A 7,869-nucleotide genomic window follows, 5' to 3' on the forward strand; every position below is an offset into this window, starting at 1 on the left:
GTCCAAACCGGCCACCGTCCAGGACATCGCCTCGGTGCTGGTCCCGGACATCTACGGAAACAACCCGTCCCCTGAGGAGATTTACCGCCTCGCCGGCGACGTCCAGCCCGGGAACTCCGGAGGGCCGTTGCTGACCACGGACGGGCTGGTGGCGGGCGTCATTTTCGCCAAGGCAACCTCCGACGCCGAGATGGGATTCGCCATCACCATGGACGACCTCTACCCGGTCGCCTCCCAGGCCGCCGGCATGAGCGCGCCTGTTTCGTCCGGGCAGTGCATCCAGAAGTAGGCACCCCAGGGGAGGCGGCTAGAGCGTTTCGCCCAGGTAGTCGATGGCCAGCTTGTAGCCGAACACGCCTGCTCCCACGATCACCGCGGCGCAGACCGGCGAGAGGAACGAGTGGTGCCGGAATTCCTCACGCTGGTGCACATTGGTGATATGCACCTCCACTGCCGGAACCTGCACCGCAGCCAGAGCGTCACGCAGCGCAACAGAGGTGTGGGTGAACGCGCCGGCGTTGAGCACAATTCCGACGGCGGTGCCGCGGGCAGCGTGGATGACGTCCAGCAGGACGCCCTCATGGTTTGACTGGACGCATTCCACCGTGAATCCGTGGGCCTCACCCGTGGCGGTGGCCAACTGTTCCACATCGGCAAGGGTGGACGTGCCGTACTTTTCCGGCTCGCGGGTGCCCAGCAGATTCAGGTTGGGTCCGTTGATGACCAGGATGGTCCCGCGGCTGTCTTCGTTGGAGGTGGCTTCAGTCATGGGTGCAAATCTAGCGCCAGAGTCACGGCCAAAAGAAACGCGGGGTCACTTTACGCCCGTCCGGGGCCCCGGAACGGGCGTAAAGTGACCCCGCGTTGCCTTGGAAGCGCTGGGTAGGGCGCATGCGGAGCACGGCTGACTAGATTGCCGTGAACCTCAGCAGCAGTGCGTGCTCGGGGTTGAGGATGGGCATCGGCAGGCCCACCTCGGCCAGGAACCGGCCGTCCGCAACCGCACCGTCGGCAAGCCAGGCCGGGGGACGGACCTGCGTAAAGGTGTGGGCGTAGTCGGCGTCACCGGGTGCCGGGAAGATGGCCTCCACCCGGTAGGAACGTTCCGGTTCCAGACCGGGGATGGTGATCCGGCCGGTCTGCTCGGCGAACGAGGTGCGGGTGCTCACCAGCGCGAACAGCGCCGCCGTCGTGCCTTCAGAGCCCGCGGGGGCCACCACGCCGTGCAGCATCAGGGATCCGTCCGCAATGTCCGCACGGACCATGCGCCCGGAGTGGATCAGGTCCCGGTGTTCCTTGTAGAGCCCGATGAAGCGTTTGAGCTGTTCGCGTTCGGCGCCCTGGACTTCGCGGACATCCCATTCCATGCCGAAGTGCCCGAAAAGGGCCGTGATGGCGCGGAAGGACAGATCGTGCGTGCGGGCCGTGGTGTGGGAGGTGGTGGGGCCGACGTGCCCGCCTACCAGTTCCGGCGGGACCACCAGCCCGGTCCAGCGCTGGATGGTCTGCCGTTCCAGGGCATCGTTGCAGTCCGAGGCCCAGATCCGGTCCGTGCGTTCCAGGATGCCCAGGTCCACGCGGGCGCCGCCGGAGGAGCAGCTTTCAATCTCGACGCCGGGGTGGGCCTTCTTGAGTTCGTCGAACAGGCGGTAGGCGGCCAGGGTCTGCTCGTGGACGGAGGACCGTCCGGCGTGGCCGTGTTCCAGGAGGTCCCGGTTCTGGTCCCACTTGAGGTAGCTGATGTTGTTCCCACGCAGCAGGGCGTCCACGCGGTCGAAAATGTACTGCCATGCTTCCGGGTTCACCAGGTCGATGATGTGCTGGTTCCGCCATTCAAGCGGCAGGCGCCCGCCGTCCTTGTGGGATGCGGCGGCCGGCCCCGCGATCCACTCGGGGTGGGCCCGGGCGATGTCCGAATCGAGGTTGACCATTTCCGGTTCCACCCAGAGGCCGAATTCCATCCCGCGGGAGGTCACGGCGTCGATCAGCGGAGTGAGGCCGTCCGGCCAGAGCGTTTCGTCGACATACCAGTCGCCCAGGCCGGCGTGATCGTCCCGGCGGCCGCGGAACCAGCCGTCGTCGAGCACAAACCGCTCAACGCCCAGCTCCGCGGCCGAGTCGGCCAGCTCGATCAGCGTGGGCAGGTTGTGGTCGAAGTAGACCGCTTCCCAGGTGTTAAGCACCACCGGACGGGGCTTGCCGGCAGCCGCGCCGGTGGCGCCGGTGGTGGACGCCGTCGGCAGCACGTGGTGGGGGCGGGACCGGAACCAGCTGTAGAACGCCTCGCTGATGCCGTCCAGGCCGCGGTCCGAGTAGGCGGCGAACAGCGCCGGCGTGGTGTAGCTGGCCCCGGGTTCGAGGATGACCTCGGCCGGGCCCAGGAGTTCGGAGCCGCCGATCATGGTGCGGCCATCGCCGATGCTGTCCGCGAACTGTTCGTGGTTGCCGCTCCAGGCAAGGTGGGTGGCCCAGACCTTCCCGTGGCGGTTGCCGAACCCGGGGGTGCCGGCAGCGAAGAGCAGCGAGGAGTCGTGCCCGGTGCGGCCGTGCCGTCCGGTCCGGACCCAGGTGCCCTGCTGGATGGACCGGCGCTGCGGGTGGTTTTCCCGGCACCAGCGGCCGGTCAGGTCAAGAAGTTCGGTGGCGTCCGGTGCCACGGGGAGGACCGTTGCCAGTTCGTCGAGCTGGTAGGGCGTGGTGCCGTCGTTGGTGAGGGTGTGCCGCAGCTCAAGGAGGCCACCGTCGTGCAGGGTGAGGGAGGACGAAACGGTGACGCCGGCGTCGGGATCGGACTGGACGACGACGGCGGTGCTGCCCTTGGTGCCGGCCGTCACCATGCGGAGCCGGGCCGAGAAGTCGAGGCCGGACACGCCGTCGGCGATGCGGTGGCCGCGGAGGCCTGGGCGGCCGCGCCAGCTCGAGGATGCCTGCGGCAGAAGGCCGGCGGGCACTGTGGCGTCGATGGCGGAGTGCGGTACCGGTTCGCCGAGGATGGCGAGGTCCGGGAGGGTGCTGCCAAGGTCCGCACCCCAGTGGATGACCTCGGCCTCCCCGCAGTCGAAGCTGATCACCAGGCTGGTTCCGGCGGAACGGAGGTGGAGGGGGTCCATATAAAACACTGTCCTTCTAGGGGATGGGAGTAAGACGACGGGGGCTGCGCGCCGCGGGGATGTGGAGCGTCCGCGGCGCGCAGCCGGTAAAGCTGGTGGCCTACTTGAAGAGGGCGTTGACCTGTTCGTTGGCCTGCGTCAGGGAGCTGGCGGGCGCCTTGCCGGAGACCACGGCGTCCATGGCGGGCTCCATGATGCCCTTGACCTTGGCGGTGTTGTCCGTGATGGGGTACAGGAACGTGGTCTTGTTCTTGACGTGCTCGGTGAAGGCGCTGACATCAACGCCCTTGGCCTTGAACGCCTCGGCAGCCTTGTCAGAGGAGGCTTTCAGAGCGGGGAAGACAACGGCCTTGGACGCAACGACGTCCTGGCATTCGGCCGAGGCGAGGTATTCGACCCACTTGATGGACGCGTCCTTCTTTTTGGTTCCGGCCCAGATCGAGTCGGCCAGGCCGTTGAACATGGAGGCGCGCTCGCCTTCCGGTCCCACCGGGGTGGGGGCGATGCCCACTTCGATGCCCTTGTAGCCGGTGTACTGGCCGGTCATCCATGAACCGTGGGCGTTGATGGCGGACTTGCCCGCTGCGAAGGTATCGGCCATTGCCGCGCCGACCGTGGTCTCCAGCTTGGGCATGTAGCCCTTCTCAGCCAGCGCTGCGAACCACTCCATGCTCTCCTGGAACTTGGGGTCGTCGTAGTTGTACTTCGTGCCCCACGGGTTCTTGTCCGTGTGCGACCAGCCGGTGGTGTTGGTGAGGTAGCTCCACTCGGTCTGGCCCGAGGAATCGCCACCGCCGTTCAGGCCGAGGCCGTACACCGCTACGTTGTTTTTGTCGAAGCCGGCCTCGTCCCCGCGCTTGCCGCTCTTGTCCACGGTCAGGTGGGCGATGACGTCCTCGTAGGTGCCGCCGTCTTCCGGGTTCCAGCTGAGGGTCTTCATCTGCTCCTCGGTCACGCCGGCGCTGGCGAGCATGGCCTTGTTGTAGAACAGGCCGATGGTGTCCCAATCCTTGGGCAGGCCGTAGCGTTTGCCGTCCTGGCCCACCCAGAGGTCCGCGAGGCCCTCGTTGTAGGCGGTGAGGTCCACGTTGTCCTTCTCGACGGCTTCGTCGATGGCCAGCAGCTGCTTGTTTTCGGCGAGCTCGCCGTAGCGGCCCAGGTGGTTGGTGAAGACGTCCGGAGCGGTGCCGCCCACAAAGCCGTTGGTGAGGGTGCTCCAGTAATCGTCCCAGCCGCGCTGGGTGATCTTGACCGTGACGTCCGGGTTGGCCTTCGTGAAATCGTCAGCGCACTGCTGGTAGGCAGGGAGCTGGTTGGCGTCCCACAGCCAGTAGCTGATCTCGCCCTTGGCCGCTTCGGCTGAGGAGGACGAGCCGCTGCACGCGGACATTGAGAGGGCCACAGCTGCGGCGACGGCGACGGCGCCGAGGGTTTTCTTCATGGTGTTCTTTCCGTTCGGGGTGGGGGTTTCTGGGACGGGTAGGGCGGTAAGTGCTTATTTGATGCCGGAGAAGCCGATGGAGTTCACGATCTTCTTGCCGAAGGCGGCGAAGAGGACCAGGACGGGAAGGGCCGAAACCAGGACCGCGGCCATCAGGCCGGACCAGTCGGGGGCTCCTTGGGGGGACTGCGATTTGAAGACGCCGAGGCCCACCTGCAGGACGCGGACGTCATCCTGGGAACCGACCAGCAGCGGCCAGAAGTATTCGTTCCACTGGCCGATGAAGGTCAGCAGCGCCAATGTGGCGAGGGGTGCCGCCGCGTTGGGGAGGACGATCTGGAAGAAGATGCGCAGGTGCTTGGCGCCGTCGAGCATTGCTGCTTCCTCGACTTCCCGGGACATGTTCAGGAAGAACTGGCGCAGGAAGAAGATGGCGAACGGCGTCATGAACACGTACGGCAGGACCATCCCGAGCATCGTGTTGAGCAGGTCAAGGTTCTTGATCAGCAGGAAGTTGGGCAGTGCCGTGAAAATCGGCGGGACCAGCATGGTGCCCAGGAAGAGGCTGAAGACAAAGTTCCGTCCCTTCCAGCGCAGCCGGGCAAAGGCATAGGCCGCCATCGCGCTGAAGAAGACAGAACCGGCAGTGGTGATGGAGGAGAAGATGATGGAGTTCCGCAGGTACAGCCAGAAATCGATGGTGGCACCGGAACCACCCTCGGCAACGGCGTCGGCCGGGCTCTGCAGCCCAAACACCCGCAGGAAGGCACCCCAGGTGAAGTCAGCCGGGAGCAGGCTGGCGGACTGGGTGGCCAGCGCGCTGTTGGTCGACAGCGCGGTGCGCAGGACCCAGAGGAACGGGACAACGGACACCGCGATGGCGAGGACAAGGAGGGCCCAGGCCCCGGCGGTGCGGGGATTGAACGGACGACGGCGGCGGGTTGCGGCCGGCAGCGGTGCGCGGCTGGTGGTGGTGGTCATGCGGGGCTCCTAGTCCAGGTCCGACTCGTTGCCCTTGAGGAACTTCATCTGGATGAAGGCCACCAGGGCGAGGATGAGGAAGAGAATGACGGCGATGGCGGATCCGTAGCCGAAGTCCGACTCCGTGAATGCGCGCTGGTAGATGTAGTACTGGATGACTCGGGTGGCGTTGACCGGGCCGCCGCCGGTGGTGACGGAGACGGTGTCGAAGACCTGGAAGGAACCGATCACGGTGACAACCAGGACCATGACCAGGACCGGACGCAGCAGCGGAAGGGTGATCTTGCAGAAGGTCTGGAACGGTGAAGCACCGTCGAGTTTGGCCACCTCATAGACGTGGCCGGGAATAGCCTGCATTCCGGCGAAGATGAGCAGGGCCGTATAGCCCATGTGCCGCCAGGTGTTGATGATGGCCTGCGTGGGGATGGCCCATTCCTCGCTTCCGAAGAACGCGACGCGGGGGAGGCCGGCCCATTCGATGAACTGGTTGACGACGCCGATCTGATAGTCGAGCATCCAAAACCACAGCAGCGCCGCGATGATGTTTGACATCATCCAGGGCAGCAGCAGGGCACCACGGATCAGCGTGGACTTCGCCACCTTGTTCATCAGGAGTGCCAGGCCGAGGGCGAGGGCGGTCTGGAGGACGATGTTGAGGAAAACGTACTGGCCTGTGACGGCCAGGGAATTCCAGAACAGCGGGTCCTTGGCGATGGCCGTGTAATTGTCCACCCCTACCCATTCCGGGTCTCCGAGGATGTTGTACTCCGTGAAGCTGAGGTACACGCCGCGGATGGTCGGTACAACGTAGAAAACGATGAACCCGATCATGGCCGGGGCAATGAAGAGCAAGGCGATCTTGAGGTCGCCGAGCCGGCGGAACCCGCCGCGCGGCGCTGGAGCTCCGGATTCGAGCGGGGCAACTCGCGTGTTTTTGGCAAGGGTGGTCATCTTCGACCCTTTCCTGACTGTGATGGAGGTAACAACTGGGAATGAATCTACACGAGTAGATTCAGAGTGGCAAGGCCTGCTGTTCGTCAATGCTGGCAACGTTTTATCCAGATATTGGTCTATTGACTCGTGTAGATTCCGATGAAACACTGGGAAACCTGACGGACAGCGCTTGCCCGGCCCGGTTGCCCGAGCCGGCGTGGTCCCCCAGCCCCACGGAAAGAGAGACAATGACGTTTTCGCTCGGCGTAGTAGGAGTCGGCCAGTTCGGCGGCCAGTTCGCCCACCTCTTCAATCTCCACCCCGGCGTCAGTGCCGTGTACGTGGTGGACGAGCTGCCGGAACGTGCGGCGGAGGCGGTGGAGCGCTACCACCTGGCCGGATCAAAGACGAGCTTCGAGGAGCTCCTGGCCTCCGACGTGGACGCCGTTGCCATCTTCACCCAGCGCTGGACGCACGGCCCGCTGGTGGAGCAGGCCCTCCGCGCCGGCAAACACGTCTACTCGGCGGTACCCATGGCTGTCTCCGAGGAGGAAATCGCCCGCATCATCGACGCCGTCCGGGAGACCGGGCTGGTCTACATGATGGGGGAGACCAGTTACTACAACCCCGCCACGGTCTATGCGCGCAAGCAGCTCGCCGCCGGAAAGTTCGGCCGGATCTTCTACACCGAGGGCGATTACGTCCACGACATGGACCTGGGCTTCTACGACGCCTACCAGTACAGCGGCGGTGACCGTTGGAAGGAAACGGCCAGCTACCCGCCCATGCTGTATCCAACCCACGCGGTGGGAGGAGTGCTGGGTGCCCTTCGCGCCCACGCTGTCAGCGTCAGTTGCGTCGGCGTCAAGGATGACCGGAACGATGGTGTGTTCGACAAGGACGTCAGCATGTTCGGCAACGATTTCTCCAATGCCACTGCCCTCTTTGAGCTCAACGACGGCGGCGTGATGCGCACGAACGAGATGCGCCGGGTGGGCTATCCGTCACACATCCGGGAGTCGCGGTTCAGGTTTTTCGGAACGGAGGCCAGCTTCGAGCAGCTCGCCAAAGTCACCGTCTGGCAGGACAAGGAAAACGTCCATGACATCTCCGAACAGTTCGAAACCCGGCCCAGCATGTCCCTGGATGACCCGTCGCTGGCCAACGTGGCACCCGAGCTACGGGACGCCTTCGTTTCCGGGCTCTCTCCCGTCCATGACGCGGAACGGTTGCCGGCGGAATTCCTCGGCGCGCCCAACGGACACGAGGGCAGCCACCACTTCCTGGTGGACGACTTTGTCACGGCGGTCAACACCGGCACGCTGCCCCCGGTCAACGCCTGGGTTGCCGCCAGGTTCACGTTGCCTGGCATCGTGGCGCACGCGTCCGCGATCCGGGGCGGGG

6 protein-coding genes and 1 pseudogene are annotated in these 7,869 nt (G+C 65.2%); 2 read left to right on the forward strand and 5 right to left on the reverse strand.

Annotated elements, in window-relative coordinates; genetic code table 11:
• Positions 1–289, forward strand: a 289-nt coding sequence (locus DBR22_RS10930; protein WP_375134950.1) for a trypsin-like serine protease, incomplete at its 5' end; no start/stop codon positions are given.
• Between the two features lie 18 nt (positions 290–307).
• Here the strand turns inward: DBR22_RS10930 and aroQ are convergent.
• The 5 genes from aroQ to DBR22_RS10955 all read right to left on the reverse strand — a co-directional run bounded on the left by aroQ (position 308) and on the right by DBR22_RS10955 (position 6,483).
• Positions 308–769, reverse strand: a complete 462-nt coding sequence (gene aroQ, locus DBR22_RS10935; RefSeq protein WP_108599037.1) for a type II 3-dehydroquinate dehydratase — start codon at positions 767–769, stop codon at positions 308–310.
• A gap of 139 nt (positions 770–908) precedes the next feature.
• Positions 909–3,110, reverse strand: a complete 2,202-nt coding sequence (locus DBR22_RS10940) for an alpha-galactosidase (RefSeq protein WP_108599038.1) — start codon at positions 3,108–3,110, stop codon at positions 909–911.
• Between the two features lie 100 nt (positions 3,111–3,210).
• On the reverse strand, positions 3,211–4,551 hold the full coding sequence (locus tag DBR22_RS10945) for an ABC transporter substrate-binding protein (protein ID WP_108599039.1): 1,341 nt from the start codon (positions 4,549–4,551) through the stop codon (positions 3,211–3,213).
• Positions 4,552–4,605: 54 nt separating this feature from the next.
• The gene (locus tag DBR22_RS10950) at positions 4,606–5,532 is read right to left on the reverse strand and encodes a carbohydrate ABC transporter permease (RefSeq protein WP_108599040.1); all 927 of its coding nucleotides are present in this window, start codon (positions 5,530–5,532) and stop codon (positions 4,606–4,608) included.
• Between the two features lie 9 nt (positions 5,533–5,541).
• Positions 5,542–6,483, reverse strand: coding sequence for a carbohydrate ABC transporter permease (locus tag DBR22_RS10955; protein WP_108599041.1), 942 nt, complete (start codon positions 6,481–6,483; stop codon positions 5,542–5,544).
• A gap of 230 nt (positions 6,484–6,713) precedes the next feature.
• Here DBR22_RS10955 and DBR22_RS10960 point away from each other — a divergent pair.
• Positions 6,714–7,869: pseudogene (locus tag DBR22_RS10960) on the forward strand (Gfo/Idh/MocA family protein); the annotation flags it as partial.

The organism is Arthrobacter sp. HMWF013, from assembly GCF_003061105.1.
Taxonomy (GTDB): domain Bacteria; phylum Actinomycetota; class Actinomycetes; order Actinomycetales; family Micrococcaceae; genus Arthrobacter.